Below are 22545 nucleotides of genomic sequence, written 5' to 3' on the forward strand. Positions count from 1 at the left end.
GGAACTGTGTGGTTTCTCTGCACCGGATTCTCTCAACGCGCGTAGCGTGTGAAGACGTAGTCGCGGTCTTTCACACGCGCTTCGTGACACGCGAAGCAGGTTCGGTGCTCCGCTTCGTCGGCCGGCTTACCGTCGACGAAACGCCCGAAGCCCCAACCACCCGAGGCCGGGTAGCGCTTCGAGTCCTTCATCATCACCTGCACAGTCGTCGCCATCCCCGGCACGGTGGCCGCCTCGAACTCGGGCGAGGCCACATGCTTCCAAGCCAGCTTCACCAAAACCGTCCCGTCAGGGAACGGCAGCGTGCCGCGCGTGTAGGCTTCCGCCGCCACCGCGTTTCCCAGGACGACGCGCAGCTCGTTGAGTGGTTCACCCTCCGAGGCCGGGGCGATGAGAAGCCACCTGCGATAGCCGTCTGGGATCGTGACACCATAGATTGGTGAGGCCGGCTTTCCGACGTCCTGAGCAGTGCCGGCTGACACAAGGGCGAACCCGGCGGTGAGACGGGCTGCCGCGGCCAGCAGCCGCCGGTGCATGCGGAAATCAGAAGCCATCGACGTCGACCACCGCACGCGCAAAAGCCTGCGGCGCTTCCTGCGGGAGATTGTGACCAATGCCGCCGGTGATCAGGCGGTGCTCGTAGCGGCCGGCAAACTTCCTGGCGTAAGTCTCGGGCTGCGGATGCGGGGCGCCATTTGCGTCCCCCTCCAGAGTGATGGTCGGCACGCGAATGTCCGGCGCTTGCGCCAGCCGGTTCTCCAGAGCCTCGTATTGCCGTTCCCCTTCGGCAAGGCCGATCCGCCACCGGTAGTTGTGGATGACGATGCTGACGTGGTCCGGATTGTCGAGGGCCTGAGCGCTCCGCTCGAAAGTCGCGTCATCGAAACGCCACCTCGGTGAGGCGGTCTGCCAGATTAGTCGGGCGAAATCCTTCCGATATGCCTCGTAGCCGGCCCGTCCCCGGCTGGTGGCGAAGTAGAATTGATACCACCAAGACAGCTCGGCCTTCGGCGGCAACGGCTTCTTGCCGGCCTCCTGATTGCCGATCAGATAGCCGCTCACCGAGACCAGCGCCTTGCACCGCTCCGGCCAGAGCGCCGCGACGATGCCGGCCGTCCGCGCTCCCCAGTCAAAGCCGCCGAGAACGGCCCGGGCGATACCGAGGGCGTCCATCAAGACGATGACATCGACAGCCAGCGCGGCCTGCTCACCGTTACGGACCGCGTCGTGGGCTAAGAAGCGGGTTGAGCCGTAGCCGCGGAGATGGGGGATGATGACCCGGTATCCGGCTGCAGTGAGGATCGGGACGACCTCCGCGAATGCGTGGATGTCGTAGGGCCAGCCGTGCAGCAAGATGACCGCCGGGCCATCGGCCGGCCCGGCCTCGACATACCCGACGTTGAGCACGCCGGCATCGATCTGCTTCAGCGTGCCGGGCATGGGACCGGCCTTCGCGATGGACGCAGTCTCCCCGCGTGCAACATTAACGAGCCCCACTTCCGCGACGGCGACGGTCGCTACAGCGGTCCCGAGGAGTCGGCGGCGGCTCCAAGTGTGGGTATCGGGATGGATGTCCCTCGGCATGAGCAGCTCCCTGACTTGGCGTCTTCGATGCTTCACGGACTGCCCTAAGCCGCGGTGGCGCGCTTTGAGAGGGCATTGGCGCGCTCTTGAGAGCATCATGATTTATGCGGGAGACCATGCGTGCTAAGCCATCGCGCGCTGCCGCGGACGCCTCGTGATCTACCGGTTCGGACCCTTCACCCTTGATGCTACCCGGCGCGAACTGAGCACGGACGGGACCCTTGTCGCCGTCGAGCCTCAGGTCTTCGACGTTCTCAAGTTCTTGATCGAGGCGCGCGACCGGGTAGTCACCCGCGACGACCTGCTCGAGGCAGTCTGGCACGGCCGTATCGTTTCCGAGGCGACGCTCGGCAGTCGCATCAACGCCGCCCGCGCCGCGATCGGCGACACCGGCGCGGCGCAGCAGCTGATCCGAACCCTGCCCAGGAAGGGCCTGCGCTTCGTCGCTCCTGTCCAGGAGGTCGCTGACGGCAGCGCCCGGACAGAGGAAGCCATTGGCGTGGCGCACGGCGCGCTCCGTTTTGCGCGGTTGCCGGCAATCGCCGTCCTGCCCTTCTCGAATCTCAGCGGCGACCCAGCGCAGGACTATTTCGGCCAAGGCATGGCCGAGGAGATCATCGTTGCCCTCTCCCGAAGCAGCGGCCTGTTCGTGATCGCAAGCAATTCTTCCTTCACCTACCGAGGTGCCAGCATCGATATTCGCCAAGTCGGGCAGGAACTCGGCGTCGGCTACGTGCTCGCGGGCAGCGTGCGCCGGAGCGCTACGCGGCTGCGCATCACCGGCCAGCTCATCGACGCTGCCTCCGGAGCCTACATCTGGTCTGATCGCTTCGACGGGGATCCGGAGGACGTGTTCGACCTGCAGGACCGAGTGGCGGAGTGCGTCGCCGCGGTCATCGAGCCTACCCTCCAGCGCGCCGAGCTCGGCCGCCTGCAGCGGGAACGCCCGGTGCAGCTCGACGCCTACGACCTTACCTTGCGGGCCTACGCCCATTTGGCCGCGTTCACCGCGGAGAGCCTGTTAGCGGCGCTGGATCATTTCGACCAAGCCCTGGTCGTGGACCCAGACTACGCGCAAGCCCTGGCCGCGGCCGCCTACACGCGCGCGCAATGCCACTTCCAAGGGTGGATGCATCAAACGGACACCGACCGCAGGGCCGCCGTCAGCGCGGGGTGGCGCGCCGTCGAGATCGCGCCCGAAGACGCTCAAGTGCTCTGGATGGCGGCGTTCGCCATCTGGAACATGGCTGGAGTCGACCGCGAGCGCGCACGCATTCTCTTTCGCCGCTCGCTGCTCATCAACCCCAACTCGGCGATGGCCCTGACCCTGGCAGGCTGGATCGAGACTATGTGCGGCAACCGGGACGAGGGCCGTGCGATGGCACTGCGCGCGCAAAAGCTCAACCCGCGAGACCCGCGCGGTTGGCTCATGTCCGGCGTTCTTGCCCTCGCCTCGGTCATCGACGAGGATTATGCGGAAGCTGCCCGCACGGCTGAGCAGGCGCTGGCCCAGAACGGCCGCTTTGCGGTGGCCTTACGTGTCCTAGCGGTTGCTCTCGTAAAGCTCGGTCAGACCGAGCAGGCGCGCATCGCTGTCAGCACACTGCTTCGTGTCGAGCCGGACCTGACAGTAAGCGCGTTCTTCGCCCGTATCCCAGTTCCACTCGCCAGCATGGCAAGGACTTATGCCGAGTCATTGCAGATCGCCGGCTTGCCGGAGTGAACAATACGCGAGCGATCGCCGACGAACGGCTTCTTGCGGGCGCGGGTGATTCCGTCACAATGACGTCCTGCTCCCTTCCATCTGCCCTCTTGGAAGCCTCGTGAGGACATGTCCGCATCAGAGAGATTGACCTTCGTTCCTGTGTGTCCGGCATAGGCGCCAAGCCGAACGGCCAGTTCTGCGCGTGATCGCGATGGGGCGTGACGTAGTCTGGCCGAAAGCCGTCGGTTTGCTTCGAAAAAGCCCCCGAAGAGCGGACAGCTTCCTCTCGACCCTACCTGGTCTTTTGGGCTTCCCGGCGTGATGGCTTCGCGCGGACGCAGAGCTCATGATAGTTCAGAGCTAAAGCTGAGCGAAAGCCGCTTGTGATTCCTGATGAAGGCGAACTTGCAGAAAATCTGTCCTAAAAAATTCGTCTCGATTGGATCATCTGCTTTGCGGCACACGGCGATCATGGAATGGATCGACTCGAACCACGTTCGATCAGCCGCCCTCGGAGGGAGATCGTCTCATCCGGCAACGTCCTGTCTCGCATCCGCGCTTGCAACAGGTCGAGCGCTCGGCTGATCATCGGCCCGATGGGCTGTTCGACCGTCGTCAGATTGTAGATCGGCCGGGCCGATTGTGGCAGGCCGTCGAAGCCGACGACCGCGATGTCCCGGCCGACGGCGATGCCGGCCAAGCGTAGGGCATCGAGGACGCCGTAGGCCATGATGTCGCTTACGGCGTAAACCGAGTCGGGGCGCTCTGCCGTCGTCAAAGCCGCGATTTGCTGGCCCGCCGCGAAACCGCCCTCGTAACAGGATTGGCCGTCGAGGCGGAGCACCGGCGGATGGCCGGCGGCCTGCATGAAGGTCGTGAACCCGGCGTCGCGCTCGCGGGCGGTCGAGGAAGGGGTCGAGGTGCGGACCAGAGCTGTTCGGCGCCGCCCCCGGCGGAGGAGCAACTCACCGAGTTGCACGGAGCCGAATTCGTTGTCGCACACCACCGCACAGGTATCCGCCTGCGCGACGCGGTTGACCATGACGACCGGCACGGCGTTCGCCGCGCAGACCGCTCCGACGTGGGACGGCAGGTCCACCGAACTGATGAGGCACCCATCGACCTGATACTGGAGCAGGGCGTCCGCCATACTGTTCTCCAGGGGGCCGGGGCCCGCGTGGATGACGAGCAGGCGCATTCCGCGCTCGCCGATCTGGCGCACCGCCTCGTAGAGCAGCTGAGTATAGAAGGGATTCGTGATCGGGCCGACGACGACCCCGATCAACCCACTCTGTCCCGAGGCCAGGGCCCTCGCCGAGGCGTAGGGCGTATAGCCGAGTTCCGACGCCACCCGCGCGATGCGCGCGCGGGTCTCTGGCGAGATCCGCTTATCGCCCCTCAACGCGCGGGAAATGGTCGAGGGGGCGACCCCTGCCGCCTCCGCGACGGTCACGATCGTCGCTCTCCGCTCGCTCATCCCTGCCTCATGTTAGTTGCCAGTTTATGCGCAAAAATTTGCGCATAGTTGCGCACCGCAACAACGAAATATCCGGCTTTTGGCGCCCGACACGTGCCCCGTTGCGTTGACGGGCCCCGTCGATCGAAATAATTCTGACGGTCAGTTGAGCAAACGTTTGCGCAAAGTCGAGCCGCACCGGTCCTCAGTCCGGTGGGGCGGCGATATCGCAACGAACAGGGAGGTCGCAGGGTGAGCGACACGCGCCAGATCAAGATGGTGGGGTTCATGCAGGCGCAGAACTGCTCCATTGCCCCAGGGTCCTGGCGGCACCCGGGCGGTGCCACGGATTTTACGACCCCGGAGTACTTCCAGCGCCTGGCCCGCGTCATGGAGGAGGGCAAGTTCCACCTCACCTTCTTTGACGACCGGCTTGCTATGCCGGATATCTATGCCGACGACTACCGCGACGCGGTCGCCAACGGCGTTCGGGCCGTGAAGATGGACCCGTTCTGCATCCTCACCATGATGGCGGCCGTGACCAGCCGCCTCGGTGTCGGCGTCACGTATTCCACGACCTATTACGAGCCGTTCCACGTCGCGCGCCTGTTCGGCACCCTGGATCTCATGAGCAAGGGGCGGGCTGCCTGGAACGTCGTGACGTCGCTCAACAACTCCGAGGCCGCGAATTTCGGGCGCACGGAGCACCTGCCTCACGACCTTCGCTACGACCGGGCGGACGAGTTCATGGAGGTCGTCATGGGCCTCTGGGACAGCTGGGAGGACGGGGCGATCGTCCTCGCCAAGCAGACCGGACAGTTTGCCGATCCCGCCAAGGTTCATGCCCTGAACCACAAGGGACAGTACTTCGCGGCCAAGGGCCCGCTGCCGGTGCCCCGCTCGCCTCAGGGCCACCCGGTGCTGATCCAGGCCGGTCAGAGCGGCCGCGGCCGGTCTTTCGCGAGCCGCTGGGGCGAGCTGATCTTCGTCGTCTATCCGAACCTCGAAGCCGGCCGGAAGCAGTACCGGGAGCTCAAGAGCGCGATCGCAGCGGCGGGGCGGGATCCGAACAGCGTGAGCGTGTGCCCGGCCTGCTACGTCGTCGTCAGCGACAGCCAGGCCGCCGCCGAGGAGCGCCGCGAATACATCCGCGCCCTCGCCAAGCCCGTCGATGCCGTCGTGCTGCTCTCCGAGGCGCTCAACTTCGATTTCGACTCGAAGGACCCGGATTCCGGAATTCACCGACGAGGAGCTGACGCGCCTGTCCTGGAGCGGCTTCCGTGACCGGGTCGTCGCCCTCAGCGGGAAGCAGAATCCCACCGTCCGGGACTTCGTCCACTTCTCCGGACGCGGCACGATCGGCGAGTTCCCGATCTTCTGCGGCACGGCCAAATCCATCGCCGACCAGATGAGGAATGGTTCCAGGGCGGAGCCTGCGACGGCTTCGTGCTCGCGGCGACCCCACGCGCCCGGTGCCTTCGAAACTTCACCCGCTACGTCGTGCCGGAACTGCAGCGGCGTGGCTCTACCACAAGGATTACGCCGGCACGACGCTGCGGGAGAATCTCGGTCTTCCGCGTCCCCAGGCCGGGGACTGGCGCAAGGTTGGGAGTTCGTCATGAGTGCATGGCTCAAGCCGAAGCGGGTCGACGACGCGGCACATGTCGACCCGGACGAGTTCCGCCGCTGCATGCGGGAGGTTCCGGGCGCCGTCGCGATCATCACCTGCGGCGAACCTGGCGAGCGGACCGGCCTGACGGCGACGGCGGTCTGCTCCCTCACCGATGCGCCGCCGACGTTGCTCGTCTGCGTGAACGGAACGGCCAGCGCCCATCCTGTGATCTGCCGGACGGCGCGGTTCGCGGTCAACATCCTGGCCGAGGCGGACTTGGCGGTCGCGGGCCTCTTCGCGGGCCGGACCGGGCTCAAGGGCGAGGACCGCTTCGACCAATTGACCTGCACGCAGGCGCCGGACGGGTCGCCGATCATCGAGGATGCCCTGGCGAGCTTCGATGTGCGCTGGAGGCGGAGCATCGCTACGGCACCCACTCGGTGTTCATCGGCCGCGTCCTGTCGGCGGCGACCAACCCGCGGCGCAACCCCCTTCTCTACCTCGACGGCCGGTTCGGCACCTTCGCCGAGACCGCCGCCAACGCTTCGTCCCGGTGACGACGCCCCACGGCAGGAGCAGCTCGTGAACGAATTTCGGATGCTCTCCACCAGCGGGATCCTCGGCTACGGTTTCGCCGAGGAATCGCTGAAGATCGGCATGACGTGGGAGCCGCACGTCATCGGCTGCGATGGCGGCAGCACCGATCCCGGACCGTACTATCTCGGCTCCGGCAAATCCTTCACCTCGCGGCTCTCCGTGAAGCGCGACCTGCGCCTGATGCTGATGGCCGCGGTCGCGGCGCGCATCCCCTGCATCATCGGCACGTCGGGCGGCGCGGGCGGCGAGCCCCACCTGCAGGATACGGCCGCCCTCGTGCGGGAGATCGCCCGCGAGGAGGGCCTCTCGTTCAAGATGGCCCTCATCCATTCCGAGCAGCCCAAGGATTGGCTGTGCGACCGCATCGCCGAGGAGAAGACCCGGCCGCTCGGCAAGATGAAGCCCCTGGATCAGGCGACCGTCGACCGCGCCGAGCGCATCGTCGGCATGATGGGGCCTGAGCCCTTCGCCCGCGCCCTCGACGAGGGGGCCCAGGTCATCCTCGCGGGCCGCTCCAGCGATCCGGCTCAGTGGGCCGCCCCGGCCATGCGCGCCGGCATCCCGCCCGCGCCCGCCTGGTACGCCGGCAAGATGCTGGAATGCGGCGCGGAGCCGACCATTCCGAAGGAGCCGGACAACATCTTCCTCCGGGTCCGCGACGATCACATCGTCTGCGAGCCGCCGAACCCGATCCGCCGCTCGACGCCGCTCGCCGTGGCGAATTTCGCCCTGCACGAGAACGCGAGCCCGATCCATCACACCGAGCCGGGCGGGCTCCTCGATACCAGCGCCTGCACTTTCGAGGCGATCAGCGACCGTGCCGTCAGGGTCGGCGGCATGACCTGGACACCCGCCTCGACCTACACGGTGAAGCTCGAAGGCGTGGAGCGCGTCGGCTACCGGGCGATCACGATCTGCGGCACGCGGGACCCGGTGCTGATCGGTCAGATCGACAGCTACCTCGAAACCCACCGCAGGACGGTGGCGACGAAGGCCGCCTCGTTCGGCGTCCCGCCTCGGACTACACGATGGTGGTGCGGACCTACGGCAAGGACGGTGTGATGGCTGCCTGGGAACCCCAGAAGGCGATCACCTCGCACGAACTCGGTTTCGTCGTCGAGATCGTCGGCCGGACCCAGGACATCGCCAACGCCGTCGTCGCGATGGCCCGCACCTCGATGCTGCATGCCGACTTCGCGGGCCGCCTCTGCAAGGAGGGCAACATGGCCTTCCCGTTCAGCCCGTCGGACATCGAACTCGGGCGATGTACCGCTTCAGCATCTTCCACGTGGTCGCGCCGAAGGACCCGTACGAGATGTTCCCGATCGAATACGAGACGGTAAGAGGGTAATCATGCCGCGCATCCGTGACATCGCACAGATCTGCAAGAGCAAGAACGCCGGCCCGTTCCTCGTGACGATCGACGTCTTGTTCGAGGACCATGACGTCTACAGACAGGTGAAGGCGACCGGCGTGCTCAACGCAGCCCTGTTCGCCAAGCTCTATGGCGTCGCGGAAGAGGACGTGCTGTTCACGCCCTACGACACGGCTGCCGCCTTCAAGGCGACCCTCCCGCGCCTCGTGCCGGCCGGCGACATCGGCGACACGGATGTCTACGGCGCCCAGCAGCACGCGCCATTGCTCGACGTCGAGATTCCGATCGACCGGCCATCGCCCGCCTGAACCATCCGATCGTCACTGCCGACAAGAGCAAGGACAGACAGGGAGGGACATGGCCATGCAAAGGCAGAGCATGGACACGCGCAAGGTCGCGTTGGCCAGCTTCATCGGTTCGACCCTCGAATGGTACGACTTCTTCATCTTCGGGACGGCCGCCGCTCTCATCTTCAACAAGCTCTTCTTTCCAGCCGCGGACGCTACGACCGGCATGATTGCCTCGTTCGCGACCTTCGCGGTGGGGTTCGTGGCGCGGCCGATCGGCGGCATCGTCTTCGGGCATTACGGCGACCGGATCGGCCGCAAAGCCATGCTGGTGCTGAGCCTCGGCATGATGGGCGCGGTGACCTTCCTGATCGGCTTGCTGCCGACCTACGAGACGGTCGGGCTCTGGGCGCCGGTCCTGCTCACCGCCCTTCGCTTCTTCCAGGGCTTCGCCGTCGGCGGGGAGTGGGGTGGCGCCACGCTCATGGTTGTGGAGCACGCGCGGCCGGAGCGGCGCGGATTCTACGGAAGCTGGCCGCAAATGGGGATTCCTGCGGCCCTTCTGCTGTCCTCCGGCGTCATGGCGGTTGTGACCGCATCGACGAGCCCGGAGCAATTCGCCGACTGGGGCTGGCGCGTGCCGTTCCTGCTGAGTGGCCTGCTCCTCGTCGTCGGCATCGTCATTCGCCGCCGTCTGGCCGAGTCGCCGAGCTTCCAGCGGCTCAAGCAGTCAGGGCGGCGGGAAGCCCTGCCGATCGGCGCGATCATCGGGCATCGCAAGCGCCTGACGGCCCTGGTGATCGGCTCCCAGGCCGCTGAAAACACCTCCTTTCACGTCTTCGCCGTCTGGGCCCTCGCCTACATGACGACCGCCATCGGGGTGCCCCGGCCCGTGGTGCTGAACGCCCTCATGATCGCCGCCACGGCCTGCCTCGTGGCGCAGCCGTTCTTCGGTGCGCTGTCCGATCGCATCGGCCGCAAGCGCGTCTTCGCCGGCGGGATGGTCTTCACCGGGCTGTTCATCGTGCCGTTCTTCCTGCTGATCGGGACCGGCAGCGCGACTCTCATTACTTTGGCGCTCGTCGGCGGCCTCGTCTTCGGGCAAGCGACCACGCAGGCGGTCCAGCCGAGCCTGTTCGCCGAGCAGTACGAGGCTCCGATCCGCTATAGCGGCGTGTCCGTCGCCTACCAGTTTGCCACGGTAATCTGGAGCGGTCCGACGCCGGTCCTCGCGGCGGCGCTCTGGGCCTGGTCGGGGAGCTGGTGGCCGCTCGCCGGCTACATCGCCGCCGCGTCCGTGGTGTCGGTGCTGTGCATTCGGCCGCTGCGCGAGGCTGCAGGTCACGAACTCGGCGCCGTCGCGTCCGGGACGGGAGAGCCCGACGGCTTCGTCCTGCGGGAGGCGGTGGCATGACGTTCCGGGTCGGGCGCGCGACCGTCACGCCGATCGTCGAGATGGTCGATTCGAGCTTCGATGTGCTGCGCTTCTTCCCCTTGCGACCGAAGCGGAGATCGCGGCCCACGAACGCTGGATGGCCCCCACCATTTCGATCCGGCAAGCCGGCGCATCCTGCTCTCGATGCATTCCTGGCTCGTGGAGACCGAGGGCAAGCGGATCCTGATCGACGGTTGCGTCGGCAACGGCAAGGTTCGGGACGCCCGGCCCGACTGGTGCAACCTGTCGACCGCATTCCTAGACCGCCTCGCGGAGGCCGGGGCCACCCCGGATGACATCGACTACGTTCTGTGCACGCATCTCCATGCCGACCATGTCGGCTGGAATACGCGGCTCATCGACGGGCGCTGGGTGCCGACCTTTCCGAACGCAACCTACGTGTTCGGTCGGACGGAGCACGCGTTCTGGCAGGCCGAACACGAGAAAGGCGCGCGCGGCCCGCATCTGCAGGCTTACCGCGACAGCGTGCTGCCTATCCTCGAGGCGGGGCGCGCCCTCGTCGTCGATGAGGATCACGTCCTCGAAGGCGTTCTCCACCTCGCGCCGGCGCCCGGCCATACGCCGGGCACGTGGCGGTCTGGCTCCGCTGCGGACCGGAGGCCGGGGCGTTCACGGGCGACATCATTCATCACCCCGTCCAGGTGTTCCATCCCGAATGGAGCTGCATGGGCTGCATCGACCCGGCCACGGCCGCGCTGACGCGCCGCCGGCTTCTGGCGCAGTTGGCGGAAGCGGAAGGCGTCCTCTTCCCAGGGCACTTCATGGCGCCCCACGCGGCGCGCATCGCGACGCGTGGCGATGGCTTCGCCTTCCGGTTTCTCTGCGAGGAGGCCGAAGCGGACGGCTGAAGCTTCAGCCCGGACGACCTGGAGACATCACAACGACCCCGGGCCGATGCGGCTCGGCGGCGAGGGAGGACGCAACCATGACGAGATCGTCCATCGGGCATCGCCTGGATAGTTTGCCCCGAAGCAGGTTTCACACGCGCATGCTGTTCCTCGTCGGAGCAGGCATGTTCTTCGACGGGTTCGACATCTACCTCGCCGCCGGGGTCCTCGGAGCCCTGGTCCGCGAGGGACTCTCGGACGTCGACCGGAACGCGTGGTTCATCTCGGCGACGTTCGCAGGCATGACCGTCGGCGCCTGGCTCGCGGGCATCCTGGGGGACCGCTATGGACGGCGTTTCACCTACCAGTTCAACCTCGCGATCTTCGGGATCGCCTCGATGGCGGCGGCCTTCGCTCCCGACATCCTGTGGCTGACGGGCTTCCGCTTCGTCATGGGGCTCGGGCTCGGGGCGGAAATCGTCGTGGGCTACGGCACCCTGTCCGAGTTCATGCCGCCCGCGATCCGCGGCCGGTTCGCGGCGCTGCTCGCGGTCTTCACCAACTCGGCCCTGTTCGCGGCGACCTTCGGCGGCTTTCTGATCATCCCCTATCTCGGCTGGCGCTGGATGTTCGCCATAGCCGGGATCGGCGCCGGGATCGTCTGGCTGCTCCGGAAGAACATGCCGGAATCGCCCCGGTGGCTTGAATCGAAGGGCCGCCACGCCGAGGCCGAGGCCATCACCCGCCGCATCGAGGAACAGGTCTACGGATCGCAGGTTGCGCCCGTGCCGGCCGTCCACACCCCGATCGCCGCCCCGAGCGTTCCGCTCTCCGCCTTGTTCCAGGGCCAACTCCTGAGCCGAACGGTGACGGGTATCGTCATCAACATCGTCAACAACCTCATCACCCACGGCTTCATCACCTGGATGCCGACCTTCTTCCTGGCTCAGGGGATGACCGTCACGAAGTCTCTCGGCTTTACTGCCGTCATGACGCTCGGGCACCGCTCGGCGCCTTCATCGGCTGCCTGCTGGCCGAGAGCCTCGGGCGCAAAAGGGGAATCGTCCTGTTCTCCTTCGTGGCCCTCGCGATCGGCTTGGCTTACCCGCAGGCAGATCACCCCGCGCTGGTCATGGGGCTCGGATTCTGCCTCGTGGCCTGCGTCTTCATCCTCGGCGCGCTCAGCATCGCCGCCTACGTGCCCGAGCTCTTTCCGACGGAGATCCGCCTGCGGGGCGTGGGTCTGTGCAGCACAGCCGGGCGCCTCGCCAACATCGGCATCCCATTCCTGATCGCCTTTCTGTACATGCAGGGTGGAATCACGGCCGTCTTGGGCCTGATCTCTGCCGGGCTCTTTGTGCAGGGCGTCGTCGTCTTCGTGCTCGGGGTCGAGACGAAGGGCATGGCCCTGGAGGCCGTCAGCACCGAGCCGAGCGACATCATCATCCACTCTCGCGTGCGACAATCGGCTTGACGGCAGTTCCACACGGGCCAGACGTCCACCCGGCTGAGTGGACGTCTGCTTTCGGCTCATGAATTTTGGACGCCACGCATCTGCAATGGGCGCAAAGCAGCCGACCGTTCCTGGCCGAAAGCTGCCAGTCCGCTTCGGAGTAGAGGCTGTTACGGACTGCAGCGAAGTCAGCGGCCCTGCGGAGGAGCAGGACGCTGAAGGCGACGAGGTGCAATCCGGCCAAAGTGGCTGGCAGGCGCTCGTAGTCGCGAGTCAATCGGCGGAAGCGGGCCATCCAAGCGAAGGCACGCTCGACGACCCATCTGCGTGGCAGCAGCACGAAACCGCGCTTGGCCTCGGGTAGCTTCACAACCTCCATAGCGATGCCGTGATCGGCTGCTGCCTTCGCCGCACGCTCTCCTGTGTAGCCCTGATCGACATAGGCGAGGTTCACGCTGTCGCCGGTCGCCTCCTGCACGGCATCAGCCAACCTCGCCACGGCGGCGCGGTCGTCGGCATTGGCGGGCGTGACGTGCAACGCCAGCACCTGCCCGAGCGTATCGACGGCCGCGTGCAGTTTCGATCCCCGGGTGCGCTTATGGCCGTCCCAAGCGGCGCGGGCCCCACTCTCGGGCGTCGAGCGCAGCGTCCGGCTGTCGAGGACCACGGCCGAAGGTTCCTCGGTCCGGCCCGAAGCCAGGCGCAGCACGGCGCGCAGGTCGTGGACCAAGGTCTCGAAGCAGCCCGCCCTCAGCCAGCGTTGGGCTTGATCGTACACCGCGTGCCAGGGCGGCAGATCGTGGGGCATCGCACGCCAAGCCACGCCGTATCGCACCACGTAGCGCAGCCCGTTGAACACCTCCCGCAGATTGTGCTCGCGCTGAGCGGCCGTTTCGGGAAGTAAGGTCAGGTAGGGGGCGACCAGCGCCCATTCTTCATCGCTGACATCGGACGGATAGGCACGGCGGGACTGCATCCTGCCAAAACTGGCGCAGCCGCAGGTTCGTAACAGCCTCTAGCCGATGTCTGCTTCGGAGATGCCGCCGACCGGCAGCTAATGGCCGTAGTGGGCGCCAAGCGGAACGATTGCTCCTGCGCGCATTTGTGGGTCGGCGTGACGTGGTCTGGCCGAAACCTGCCATTCCGCTTCGGAATGCCGCCGCCCGAAATGCGGACATTCTCCTTGCCCGACTGCGACCCACTGGCACGCGTAGGATCATGCGAGAACGTAGCCCGTAGGCGAAGGGCAGCTTCGGAGCTTCTGTCCAGATAGGTCGTCTTCACCCGCGGCCGACCTGATCACGATTACGCTCCCGAAGTTGTAGCCGAGACAGCGCAGGGAATCCTCCATCAGCTACGCGTCCACGCAGCATGCACGGCTCCAGTTGCCGTATCCGGCTTCGCCGCTCCGATAAAGATCACGACCGGGCTATGGGAATCGCGCCGGGGTCATAGAAATCGAGCAGGCCGGGATGGAGGCGCTGGATGAAATCCGGTTGCCGCCCGCTCCGACGCAGCAGGTGGTCGATGACGACCTGATCGCCATGCACCGCGTTCGGCACGGGGCCGCAGGATCCTGGGCTCATCCAGCGGTCGGGGTCGGCCGCGAAGGTCGTGTAAAGCGATGCGAGCTCGTCCCCGGACCAGCGCAGCAGCGCACTGGAGAGGCGCCCCGCGTGGAAAAAGTCCTCCATCGCGGCGAGGCCGGGCTCGGCGAGGGCATCGGCTGGGCCGGTCAGCACCGTATCAAGGTCGCACAGGAGGGTCGGACCCGTGCTGAGACCGGGCCGGAACGCCTCCATCTTCGCCCACCAGGCCGACCAAGCGTGCCGGAGCGGGATCGTCTCCACGCCCGCGACGGCCACTGGCAGGTCCGTAAGACAGACGATCCGTTCGAAAGCCGGGGCATGACGGCGGATGCCGCCTGCGAGGCGGGCGACCCAGGTGGCGTCGTAGCGCCCGCCGCCCTTCAGGACGGTGATCAGCGTGGTCATGACGTTATTGCTCGGTCAGAGATGGTGGATGCACACGGATGCGTCCGGCCGCCTCAGCCTCGGCGAACCATGCGCGCTCGGCCGCCCAGGGATGACCGGGCCAGCCGTCGAAACCAAAGCCGAAGACCTGCGCCGGTCCTGCACCCGCCGGGCGGCCGAGCAGCAGCGCGAGCGTCACGAGGAAGCCGGTGCTCGGGTTCGGGTGTCCCGCCGTGCGCGGGCCGAGCAGGGCGTGAGCCTGCTGGTGCAGCGTCTCGGGCAGGAGGAGGACCGGGCGGCCCAACGGACGCAGCCGCGCCAGAAGCTCGCGGGTCCAGCAGATCGGCTCGGGGACGTTGTGCTCCGCCGGCAGCATCGGGAAGGGCAGGATGAAGGCCTGCGCGGCGCGGACCACCGGGCGCTCGAGGAAGCGCCGGTCCGCCAGCCATTCCCGCGGCTGGCCGCCGCGGTTGACCAGGGCGAGATGCGTGACGCGGTGGCCGGTGCCGCCGCCGAAGCCGAGCGCGTTGTTGAAGCGGACCACGCTGTCCGCCGCATCGATCGCGGCTGCGCACGCACCCGCTCCGGGCGCGTTGCCCACGATGGCGAGGGACCCGTCGGCTGGTAGGCCGGCGCGTCCGGCAGGGAGGGAGTCGACGTCCGGGATCACGTGCGGCAGGGGTTATGGGAACCGCGGAGGTAAGGCGCGGGCCCGACGCATCCAGGCCCCTCTGCTGGATCGCGGGCGTCGGAGATGGGATCATGCGCCGGTGTTTCGTCTGTGCCGCCGCCATGATCGGGCCGAGCGACCGGACCCTGTCCTATCCGGGCGGCGCGCGCCGCGCCTTCCCGCTGGCCTGCAACGCCTGCGGGGTCCTGCTCGCGCACGGCGCGGCCCCGGAGGCCTGCCGCGCGCATCTGGCCCGAAGCCTCGCCGGTCCCGTCTTCGCGCCCGACCTGGAGGCGCCCTACGGCCTCGACCTCTATACCCTGCGTAGCGCCGCGACCCGTTGGCGGCTCGGCGTCCGTCCCCGCGACGCGGCCGGCCGCGCGGAACTCCGACACCCCCACGGTACCCGGGCGGCCGACGCTGAGCTGTTCGCCCTCGAAGCCGCCGACCGGCGCCCGGTGTCCCTCGGTCTCCTCTGCCGTCCGGCGGACCGGGACGCCGTCCTGGCCTCGCTGCCGGCGCAGGCTGGCTGGACGGACGACGTCGCGATCTTGATCGACGGGCCGGCGCGGGCGGCGGTGCCGGTCCCGGTCGCGGGCTTCGCCGCGGGGGCGGTGCGCGTGGCCGCCCGCCCCCTGGACGGGGATTTCGCCGCGCAGCGCAATGCTCTCCAGGGCCTCGCCCGCCACGGCTGGATGCTGCAGCTCGACGCCGACGAGGCGCTCGGCCCGGCGACCGGCCGCTTGCTGCCCGCCCTGGCGGCCCTGGCCGAGGCGGAGGCTGTCGTCTCGATCGGCCTCGCCCGGGCGAACCGGGTCGACGGCGTCCTCTCGGACGTGTTCCCGGATGTCCAGTATCGGTTGAACCGCACCCATCTGGTCTACGCCGGCCGCGTCCATGAGCGCCCGGTTCTCGACCGTGGCTGGCCCGGGAGCCTCATCGCCCTGCACGGCGGCATCGAGCATCGCCTGAGCGCGGCCCATGTCCGGGCACGGTCGCGGCGCTACGAGGCGCTCGATCCCGGGCGCGGACGTCCGGAGGAAGAGGCCGCGTTGCTGCGCCCCTACGCAGACTGACGGGTCGGAGCGGACCGGATCTGCCGCGGCTGCACGATCAGCCGCCCCGCGCCGCCGTGATCGCCCGTTCGTAGAGCGCCAGGGTCTCGCGCCCGAGGCTCGCCCGGCTGAAGCGCCCGGCCGCCGCCAGGGCGCGGGCGCGATAGGCGCGGCGCAGGTCCGGATCGGTGAGGAGCGGACGCAGGGCGTCGGCGAGGGCCGGCCCGGTCGCGGCCGCGGCCAGGGGGCCGGCGCCGGGCACGCCGACGAAGGCGCGGGCGCTCGCATCCTCGGCGCAGGCCACGACCGGCCGGCCGTAGGCGAGCGCTTCCTGGTAGACGAGGCCGAAACTCTCGTAGCGCGAGGGCGCCAGCACCGCGTGAGACTCGGCGTAGGCCGCCGACAGCGCCCGGCCGTCGATCCGGCCCCGGGCCCGGATGTGCGGCCGCGCCACATCGGGCAGATCGGCCGGGAGATCGTCCGGCGGCACCCCAACGAGGTCGAGCCGGAAGGCGGGCAGCGCGCCCCTCGCCCACTCGGCACCGAGGATCGCGACCGCGCCGAGAAGGGCATCGAACCCCTTCCGCGCCTCCGCCCGCCCGACGAAGAGCAGGCGGATCGGTTCCGCCGCCTCCGGATAGGGGGCGCCACTCGCGGCCTCGGCGACCTCGGGGGGCAGGCTGAGACCGATCACCGCCTCGGGCTGCCGCCCGGTCAGCCCGTAGCAACGGGCGATCACCCCCGCATGCGTCGCGGTGTTTGCGATGAGCCCAGCGCTCGCCTGAGCCTGCCGACGCTCCAGGCGGTCAGCCGTCCAGCCGTCGAGGCGGTTCCGCAGGCTGCCGGCCGGGTCACGGGTGAAGGCGGCCGGCGTGGAGCTGCGGGTCACCAGCGGCAGATCCCGCCGGTCGGCGAGCAGGGCAGCCGGCGCATACCAATTGGTCGCCTCGATCACGGCGAAGGGCCCTCGGCGATGCGCCTCGAGCACGGCACGCCGGAAGGCGAGCGGGGCGGCGAGATGGCCGGCGGAGCCCCAGAGGCGCAGGCGCGCGAGGGAGCTGCCAGGCGCCAGGGCGAGCCCCGACACGGTGACGCCGCCGATCCGTTCGTGTCCGGTCCGGTCGAGGGTGAACACCGTCACCTCCGCGCCTGCCTGCGCAAGGCTCTCGGCGATCTCTCGGGCCGCGGTGGAGAGCCCGCTCGGCGATGGCGGGTAGTCCCAGGCCAGGAAGGCGGTGCGCATCAGGCTGCGCGCAGGCGGTAGTAGAGGGCGAGGTAATCCCGGGCCATGCGTTCGGCGGTGAAGCGCTCCTCGAACCGGCGGCGGATCGCGGCGCGGTCGAGCTGCCCGATCCGGGCGAGGGCCGCGACCGCCTCGGCTTCGCTGGAGACGATGAAGCCCGTCACCCCGTCCTCGACGATCTCGGGAACCGAGCCGCGGTTCCAGGCGACCACCGGAGTGCCGCAGGCCATCGCCTCGATCATCACGAGGCCGAAGGGCTCGGGCCAGTCGATCGGGAACAGGAGCGCCCGGGCGCCGCCCAGGAGCTCGCCCTTCCGGGTATCGTCGACGGGCCCGAGATAGGTCGCGTCGACGCTCAGCAGGGGACGCACGCAGCGGTCGAAATAGTCCGGGTTGCCGACATCGATCGTGCTGCCGAGCCGGATCGGCAGACCGGCGGCGCGGGCGACCCGGATCGCCACGTCGGGCCGCTTCTGGTCGGTCATGCGACCCACGAAGGCGACATGGTCGTCCGGCGCGGCGCGGAAGGCGTAGCGCGCCCGGTCAATGCCGTGATGGACGATGCCGGCCAGGTTCACGGCCGGGATGCCGGTCGCCTGCGCGGCCGAGATCGCCGCGACGGGCAGGTCGGGAAAACCCTGGAAGAACAAGGCCCGGTCGAGCTCGTCGACCCGCCAGTGGATGGTGGTCAGGCTGCGTCGGCGCCGCGCGCCCAGCAGCGCCGCGTGGGCGAATTCGCCGTGGCAATGGACGATGTCGAAATCGTCGAGCCGCTGCCGCAGGTCCTCCAGCTGCAGAGCCTCCAGGGCGGCGGGCACCCCGGGTGCGACGCGCCCGTGTTGCCGTTCCAGCGCCGCGAGACTCGGGTAATTGCCGACGCGCGGTAAGTCTGTCGCACTGTCCGATGGGGCGAATAATGTTAGTTCCACACCCAAGCTTCGTAGCGCCGTGCTGAGATCGTGCACAACCCGCTCGGTGCCGCCGTGATGGTCTGGGGGAACGGGAAAAATGTTCGGAGCGACCTGCGCGACGCGAAGCACGGCAACCTCTTTACATATGTTAAGCCGGGGCGCGGCGTTCGCTTTACATAAGTTAAGCGTTCTGCGGCGCGCGAGAGCCGCAGCGCACGCCTGATGTTTGTCCTGCATATCGCCCTGCAGGGCTGCCTGCGCGGCGACGGCGTCGTCTACGGGCTCACCGCCGACACGGGCGGCCATATCCGCTACCTGCTCGATCTGGTCTCGGCCTCGGTGCAGGACCGCGATCTCACGCGGATCGTGGTGGCGACCCGTCTGTTTCGCGGCTCCCTCGGGGCCGCCTACGCCGTGCCCGAAGAGCCGATCGCCGACAAGGTCACGCTCGTGCGGCTCGCGAGCGCGTCCCCGGACTACCGCGCCAAGGAGGCGATGCACGCCGAGGTCGCGTCCTTCGCCGAAAACCTCATCACCTGGATCGCCGCCCAGGCCCGGGCGCCGGATCTCATTCACGCGCATTACGCGGACGCGGCGACGGTGGCGGCCCTGGTGGAAGATCGCCTGGGCATCCCCTTCGTCTTCACGGCCCATTCCCTCGGACGCGTGAAGGCAACGATGCTGGGCACGGCCCCCGTCCGGCCTGATCTCGCCCGCCGGATCGCCGCCGAGGAGGAGGCTGTGGCGCGAGCCCAGCTCGTGATCGCCTCCTCGCGGGACGAGGCGGAGGTGCAGTACGCCGGCTATGCGGCCTACGATCCCGGACGCGTCCGCGTCCTGCCTCCGGGCAGCGACCTCGCCCGCTTCGCCGCGGCCCAGACCCATCCCCGGGTCGACGCGGCGATCGACCGCTTCCTCGACGATCCGGACAGGCCGGCAATCCTGGCGCTCGCCCGGCCGGTGGCGCGCAAGAATCTCGCTGCGCTGGTGCGTGCCTACGGCGAGAGTCGTGCGCTCCAGGCCCACGCCAACCTCGTGATCATCGCCGGGACCCGTGACGACATCGATACCCTCGACGGCGACATGGCCGCGACCATGCGCGACCTCCTCGTCCTGATCGATCGCTACGATCTCTACGGGCGCGTCGCCTACCCGAAGACGCACCGTCCGGAGGACGTTCCGGCGATCTACGCCCATGCCCGGACGCGCGGCGGCCTGTTCGTCAACCCGGCCCTCAACGAGCCCTTCGGCCTGACGCTACTTGAGGCCTCTGCCGCCGGCCTGCCGCTGGTCGCCACCGACAGCGGCGGCCCCAACGACATCGTCGAGACCTGCGGCAACGGGCTCTTGGTCGATCCACGCACCCACGGGGCGATCGCGGAGGCGTGCCTGCGGATCCTGGGCGATCCGGTCCTCTACGCACGCTGCGTGGCTGGCGGCGCCCGGGCGGCTGCAGCCTACGACTGGGACCGGCACGCCGCCCGCTATCACGTCCTGCTGCGCGCGCTGCTGTCCCCGGAGCCGCCCACCCAGACACCCCGGCAGCTGCTCGTCTGCGACATCGATAACACGCTGGTCGGCTGCGATGCGGCCATGGGAATCTTCCGCCGGTGGCGCAGCCGGCAGGCGGGGCTCGCCTTCGGCGTCGCAACCGGCCGGTCCTTCCACAGCGCGATGGCCGTGCTGGAGCAACAGGACAGCCCCCGGCCCCAGGTAATGATCACCTCGGTGGGATCCGAAATTTACCACCTCGACGCCAACGGCGTGACATACACGGCAGACGCCGCGTGGCGCCGGATCATAGAGCCCGGCTGGGATCGGCCCGCCGTGCAGGCAGCGCTCGACAGGCTTGATGGGCTGAGCCCGCAGGGTCCTCTGGAGCAGCGGGCCCTGAAGCTGAGCTATTTCGGTGACACCGAGACCGAACGGCGCGTCCGCGCGCGTCTGGCAGAGGCCGGTATCGCCGCGCGTGTGATTCACAGTCATGGACGGTATCTCGACGTCCTGCCCGAGGCCGCCTCGAAGGGCACTGCCGTGGACCACGTCCGGGCCCTGTACGACCTGCCGGAGCACGCCGTGTTCGTGGCCGGCGATTCCGGCAACGACATCGAGATGCTCGGCGCCCGCGTGCAGGCGATCATCGTGGCGAACTATTCCGACGACCTCGCAAGCCATGCCGCCCTGAAGCACTCCTACGTGTCCCGTCGGACCCACGCCCGGGGCATCATTGAAGGGGTCTCGCACTTCCGCCGGATGCTCGCCGATGCCGGCTGAGCACGCGGGGGGGCCGGCTCCCAGCGTCCTGACCCTGGTCCGCGGCCGGGCCGACCGGCTCCGTAACCTGATGCAGGGTCTCGCCCGCCAGACGCTGGCCCCGCGAGAGCTGGTGATCGCCTGGATGCAGTCGGAGCGTGCGCCGGACCTGCCCGATCCCGGCTGCCCGATCCGGCACCTCCACGTGCCGGGCGAGCCGATGCCGCTGGCCGCCGCGCGCAACCGGGCCGCCGAGGCAGCGTGCGCTGAACTCCTCGTCTTCCTCGACGTGGATTGCATCCCGTCGCCGACTTTGACGGACGCCTATGCGCGGGCCGGCGCTACGACGCAGGGGCTGTTGCTCGGCGAGGTCCTCTACCTTCCGCCGGGGGCGGGCACCGGCGATTGCAAGCCGGCGGTACTCGACCGCCTCGGCCGAGCCCATCCGGCCCGGCCCGCCTTGCCCAAATACGGCCTGCGGCCGGAACCCGATGCAGGCCAGCTCTGGGGCCTGTCCTTCGCCTTACCGGCCGCGGTTTGGCGCACGGCCGGCGGCATGGACGAGGCCTTCGTGGGCTACGGCGGTGAGGAGACGGACCTCGCCGCCCGGCTTGCCGCCGCCGGGCTGCCGGTCTTCTGGGTCGCGGGGGCTCGCGCCTATCACCAGCACCATCCGGTCCACGTGCCGCCGCTGCAGCATTTCACGTCGATCCTCGCCAACGCGGCGCGTTTCCGGGCGCGGCACGGGCGCTGGTGCATGACCTACTGGCTCGACCAGTTCCGCGCGGCCGGGCTGATCGACTGGGACGTCGCCGCCCCCGCGATCCGCCTGATCCGCCCGCCGACCGAACCCGAGATCGCCGCGGCCCTGCGGCCCGACGCCCTGTTCTCTTGAGAGCGAGCCCGAACCCACCGCCATGAAGAAGCCGATCGCGTTCTTCGTTCATCATCAGGGCCGCGGCCACGCCAACCGCACGATGGCGGTGGCCGCCGAGTTTGCTCGTGACCGGGCCGTCTCGGTGCTGACCGCCGATCCACGCCTGTTCGACGGCTTCGGCCGCGACATCGAGATCGTGGCGCTCCCCAACATGATCGGCGCCGCCGTGCCGACGGCGCGCCTCTACGCCGAGCCGACGCCCCAGGTGATGCACTGCGTTCCCCTGGGTCTCGACGCGATGCGCCGGACGATGCGGTCGATCCTCGACCATCTCGACGAGCGCGGAATCGGCCTGTTCGTGGTCGATGTCTCGGCGGAGATCGCGCTGCTCGCGCGCATCGCCAGCGTGCCGGCGGTGCAGATCCGCATGCACGGCGACCGGTCCGATATCGGCCATGTCGGCGCCTACGAGGCCTGCGTCGGAATGCTCGCCCCCTTCGACGAGCGCTTGGAGCAAGACGATTACCCGGCACCTCTGCGCGCCAAGACCTTCTACAGCGGCGGCCTGTGCACCAGCGTCGACCGGGTGCCGGAGCGCGCGGAGGCCCGCGCCAAGCTCGGCCTCGATCCTGCACGGGAGATCGTGGTGGCGGTGACCGGCGGCGGCGGCAGCGGCACGCCCTTCGCGCCCCTCACGGTCGCGGCCCGCGCCGAACCCGACGCCCTGTGGCTCACCCTCGGGCCGACCCACCGCGAGGGCCACGAGACCGACTTTTCGAATCTGCGCGAACTCGGCTGGGTGTCCTCGGTCACCGACTATCTCGCCGCCGCCGACATCGTGATCGCCTCGGCGGGCGACAACACGGTCCACGAGGTTGCCCGGGTCGGCGGTCGCCTGATCGTGATGCCGGAATGGCGCTACTTCGCCGAGCAGACCCGCAAGGCCGAGGCCCTGGTCCGGCTCGGCGCTGCCGTGCAGGCGCCCGCCTGGCCGGGTGATCTCCGGGGCTGGCGGGACCTCCTCGCCCGCGCCCGCGCCCTCGACGGGGCTCCCCTGCGGAGCCTCTACGCCCCCGACGCCGCTGCCCGCGCCGCCGGCTGGCTCGAAGGGCTGACCGACGCGCTCTGGGATTGCGGACCGGCCGGCGCCGAAACCGTCCCGCTTCCAGGCATCGCCGCCGAGTGACCGCCGCCGTCTCCCCAACCCAACC

19 protein-coding genes and 4 pseudogenes are annotated in these 22545 nt (G+C 68.7%); 15 read left to right on the forward strand and 8 right to left on the reverse strand.

Annotated elements, in window-relative coordinates:
- Nucleotides 1-32: 32 nt before the first annotated feature.
- Both A3862_RS29370 and A3862_RS29375 read right to left on the reverse strand, forming a co-directional pair.
- Nucleotides 33-554, reverse strand: coding sequence for a cytochrome P460 family protein (locus tag A3862_RS29370; protein ID WP_205782309.1), 522 nt, complete (start codon nt 552-554; stop codon nt 33-35).
- Nucleotides 544-1584: an alpha/beta fold hydrolase gene (locus tag A3862_RS29375; protein ID WP_043755515.1), complete on the reverse strand. Its 1041-nt coding sequence runs from the start codon at nt 1582-1584 to the stop codon at nt 544-546. The genes A3862_RS29370 and A3862_RS29375 overlap by 11 nt, the downstream gene beginning before the upstream one ends.
- A gap of 154 nt (nt 1585-1738) precedes the next feature.
- Here A3862_RS29375 and A3862_RS29380 point away from each other — a divergent pair, with 154 nt between their 5' ends.
- Nucleotides 1739-3307, forward strand: coding sequence for a winged helix-turn-helix domain-containing protein (locus A3862_RS29380; RefSeq protein WP_043755513.1), 1569 nt, complete (start codon nt 1739-1741; stop codon nt 3305-3307).
- Nucleotides 3308-3758: 451 nt separating this feature from the next.
- Here A3862_RS29380 and A3862_RS29385 read toward each other — a convergent pair whose 3' ends face one another.
- The gene (locus tag A3862_RS29385) at nt 3759-4742 is read right to left on the reverse strand and encodes a LacI family DNA-binding transcriptional regulator (protein ID WP_205782310.1); all 984 of its coding nucleotides are present in this window, start codon (nt 4740-4742) and stop codon (nt 3759-3761) included.
- A 255-nt stretch (nt 4743-4997) separates the two neighbouring features.
- On the opposite strand from A3862_RS29385, the gene A3862_RS29390 reads away from it, so the two are divergent.
- The 10 genes and pseudogenes from A3862_RS29390 (at nt 4998) to A3862_RS32675 (ending at nt 12373) form a co-directional block, all read left to right on the forward strand.
- Nucleotides 4998-6029 carry an NtaA/DmoA family FMN-dependent monooxygenase gene (locus A3862_RS29390; RefSeq protein ID WP_236961592.1) on the forward strand — a complete coding sequence of 344 codons (1032 nt, stop codon included), beginning with the start codon at nt 4998-5000 and terminating at the stop codon, nt 6027-6029.
- Nucleotides 6030-6435: 406 nt separating this feature from the next.
- Nucleotides 6436-6914: pseudogene (locus tag A3862_RS32665) on the forward strand (flavin reductase family protein).
- 355 nt (nt 6915-7269) lie between these two features.
- Nucleotides 7270-8016 (forward strand): acyclic terpene utilization AtuA family protein, encoded by a 747-nt coding sequence (locus A3862_RS32670; protein ID WP_442919066.1) that lies wholly within the window; start codon nt 7270-7272, stop codon nt 8014-8016.
- Nucleotides 8016-8297, forward strand: a complete 282-nt coding sequence (locus A3862_RS31875; protein ID WP_205782312.1) for a hypothetical protein — start codon at nt 8016-8018, stop codon at nt 8295-8297. The genes A3862_RS32670 and A3862_RS31875 overlap by 1 nt, the downstream gene beginning before the upstream one ends.
- 10 nt (nt 8298-8307) lie before the next feature.
- Entirely contained in the window at nt 8308-8637 is a 330-nt protein-coding gene (locus A3862_RS29405; protein WP_043755507.1) for a DUF4387 domain-containing protein, read from the forward strand.
- Nucleotides 8638-8686: 49 nt separating this feature from the next.
- The gene (locus A3862_RS29410) at nt 8687-10030 is read left to right on the forward strand and encodes an MFS transporter (RefSeq protein ID WP_043755505.1); all 1344 of its coding nucleotides are present in this window, start codon (nt 8687-8689) and stop codon (nt 10028-10030) included.
- Between the two features lie 180 nt (nt 10031-10210).
- Nucleotides 10211-10771 (forward strand): MBL fold metallo-hydrolase, encoded by a 561-nt coding sequence (locus A3862_RS29415; protein WP_164706409.1) that lies wholly within the window; start codon nt 10211-10213, stop codon nt 10769-10771.
- Nucleotides 10738-10920, forward strand: coding sequence for a hypothetical protein (locus tag A3862_RS29420; RefSeq protein ID WP_111474250.1), 183 nt, complete (start codon nt 10738-10740; stop codon nt 10918-10920). Before A3862_RS29415 ends, A3862_RS29420 begins: the two co-directional genes overlap by 34 nt.
- 164 nt (nt 10921-11084) lie before the next feature.
- Nucleotides 11085-11825, forward strand: a pseudogene (locus A3862_RS29425) (MFS transporter); the annotation flags it as partial.
- A 140-nt stretch (nt 11826-11965) separates the two neighbouring features.
- On the forward strand, nt 11966-12373 hold the full coding sequence (locus tag A3862_RS32675) for an MFS transporter (protein ID WP_442919067.1): 408 nt from the start codon (nt 11966-11968) through the stop codon (nt 12371-12373).
- Between the two features lie 172 nt (nt 12374-12545).
- On the opposite strand, the pseudogene A3862_RS29430 reads toward A3862_RS32675, so the two are convergent.
- The 3 genes and pseudogenes from A3862_RS29430 to A3862_RS29440 form a co-directional block, all read right to left on the reverse strand.
- Nucleotides 12546-13328 (reverse strand): annotated as a pseudogene (locus A3862_RS29430) (IS5 family transposase); the annotation flags it as partial.
- A gap of 374 nt (nt 13329-13702) precedes the next feature.
- Nucleotides 13703-14346 (reverse strand): annotated as a pseudogene (locus A3862_RS29435) (hypothetical protein).
- 4 nt (nt 14347-14350) lie between these two features.
- On the reverse strand, nt 14351-14995 hold the full coding sequence (locus A3862_RS29440) for a hypothetical protein (RefSeq protein ID WP_043755499.1): 645 nt from the start codon (nt 14993-14995) through the stop codon (nt 14351-14353).
- Nucleotides 14996-15087: 92 nt separating this feature from the next.
- On the opposite strand from A3862_RS29440, the gene A3862_RS29445 reads away from it, so the two are divergent.
- Nucleotides 15088-16071, forward strand: a complete 984-nt coding sequence (locus A3862_RS29445) for a hypothetical protein (RefSeq protein WP_111474251.1) — start codon at nt 15088-15090, stop codon at nt 16069-16071.
- 37 nt (nt 16072-16108) lie between these two features.
- Here the strand turns inward: A3862_RS29445 and A3862_RS29450 are convergent, their stop codons facing one another.
- Both A3862_RS29450 and A3862_RS29455 read right to left on the reverse strand, forming a co-directional pair.
- Nucleotides 16109-17293 carry a glycosyltransferase family 4 protein gene (locus A3862_RS29450; RefSeq protein ID WP_111474252.1) on the reverse strand — a complete coding sequence of 395 codons (1185 nt, stop codon included), beginning with the start codon at nt 17291-17293 and terminating at the stop codon, nt 16109-16111.
- Nucleotides 17293-18333 carry a glycosyltransferase family 4 protein gene (locus A3862_RS29455; protein ID WP_111474253.1) on the reverse strand — a complete coding sequence of 347 codons (1041 nt, stop codon included), beginning with the start codon at nt 18331-18333 and terminating at the stop codon, nt 17293-17295. Before A3862_RS29455 ends, A3862_RS29450 begins: the two co-directional genes overlap by 1 nt.
- Before the next feature lie 93 nt (nt 18334-18426).
- On the opposite strand from A3862_RS29455, the gene A3862_RS29460 reads away from it, so the two are divergent.
- The 3 genes from A3862_RS29460 to A3862_RS29470 are packed head-to-tail and all read left to right on the forward strand — an operon-like array spanning nt 18427 to nt 22520.
- Complete coding sequence (locus A3862_RS29460) at nt 18427-20478, forward strand: HAD-IIB family hydrolase (protein ID WP_043352927.1); 2052 nt, start codon at nt 18427-18429, stop codon at nt 20476-20478.
- A complete protein-coding gene (locus A3862_RS29465) occupies nt 20468-21352 on the forward strand; it encodes a glycosyltransferase family 2 protein (RefSeq protein WP_111474254.1) in 885 nt (294 codons plus the stop codon). The genes A3862_RS29460 and A3862_RS29465 overlap by 11 nt, the downstream gene beginning before the upstream one ends.
- Before the next feature lie 22 nt (nt 21353-21374).
- Entirely contained in the window at nt 21375-22520 is a 1146-nt protein-coding gene (locus A3862_RS29470; protein WP_053608604.1) for a glycosyltransferase, read from the forward strand.
- The last annotated feature ends 25 nt before the right edge of the window (nt 22521-22545 follow it).

It is taken from the genome of Methylobacterium sp. XJLW (genome assembly GCF_003254375.1).
GTDB lineage: Bacteria > Pseudomonadota > Alphaproteobacteria > Rhizobiales > Beijerinckiaceae > Methylobacterium > Methylobacterium fujisawaense.